The organism is Ruminococcus sp. CAG:57 (assembly GCF_000435935.1).
Classification (GTDB): Bacteria; Bacillota; Clostridia; order Oscillospirales; family Ruminococcaceae; genus Hominimerdicola; species Hominimerdicola aceti.
In genome coordinates this window covers 13,698-14,668 of the sequence record NZ_FR890768.1, presented here as the reverse complement: position 1 = coordinate 14,668, position 971 = coordinate 13,698, and the positions used below count along the sequence as shown (strand labels likewise).

Annotated in this window: 2 protein-coding genes; both read right to left on the bottom strand. The window is 47.4% G+C overall.

Features of this window, described 5'->3' with window-relative positions:
• Positions 1 to 142 precede the first annotated feature (142 nt).
• Positions 143 to 511 (bottom strand): hypothetical protein, encoded by a 369-nt coding sequence (locus QVO88_RS08740; RefSeq protein ID WP_022288106.1) that lies wholly within the window; start codon positions 509 to 511, stop codon positions 143 to 145.
• A gap of 12 nt (positions 512 to 523) precedes the next feature.
• Positions 524 to 971 (bottom strand): hypothetical protein (locus QVO88_RS08735; RefSeq protein ID WP_288177936.1); only part of this gene is annotated, 448 nt, incomplete at its 5' end.

The following is a 971-nucleotide window of genomic DNA, read 5'->3' as shown; positions in this document are numbered from 1 at the left end:
ACATAGCGGTCTGCGCCGTCTACTGTCAGCCCTTCGACCGACACGGGTCTTGCATTTGTTTCACCGACATAACCCAGTAGGGCTGTGCTTAGGGCTACGTCGTAGTCTGTGTTTAGTGTTATTGTCATTTAATCACCCCTCTTTACTCTATTGCAATGTAATCAACATAGTATGTTCCTGTCGGCACGTTTTCCACTGTTGACCCGTTATTAGATCCCATGCAGACGTTCAGATAGTACGACTTTCCCGACCCATTAACGTGAGTACAGAACGTCTTGTATGGTGTTGGTGTGTCTGTCTGCCGTAGCGTTGCTATAACCTGCTTAGGCGCAAAGGTCAGTTCAAGCGGTATCCGCATAAGCGCATTTGCTTTCGTCATCTTGTATTCCACAGTACCATAGTGTATCTTGCCGGCTCGGCTCAGTATCTCATCGATTTCCTCACCTGCGTGTTGCATCGGATAATCGTTTTCGGTGATATCCTGCGCCAATGTCACATTTTCATCAGCCATTATCTCGCCCCCTTAAAGCTGTTCTTCAACGCTCAGACCTACCGCAGAAATGTCTGCTGAAAGTCCGCCGTCAAAGGTAAATCCTAAATTCGTTATTGGTATGTCATAGCTGTCTGCGCCGTTGGTGTAGGTCACCACGTCACCTATGTCGAAACGTGGGTCACCAAGTCTGTGGTATAGCTCAGTGGTGTACCACGAAAAACCTCCTATCCTGCGCCACAGAGATTGCAAAAGTGATTCGGTCATGTATGGATTTTCAAATTCCAGCACACGCCCTCGTGTTGTATCTGTCACACCAAGCGACAGCGTTACATCATCACTCACTTTGCAGATAATGCCCACGATAGCGTTCTGCCTTTCAGACAGTGTTGGCAGGTCTATTGTGTTGTTATCCAATGTTTTCACAGACTTGCCATACCACTTTCGGACGTACTTTCCGTACCTGTCAACATAACCAAAC

Bases quoted from the DNA above. Each gene is read 5' to 3' on its own strand.
- QVO88_RS08740 (WP_022288106.1), bottom strand. From the start codon at position 511: ATGGCTGATGAAAATGTGACATTGGCGCAGGATATCACCGAAAACGAT.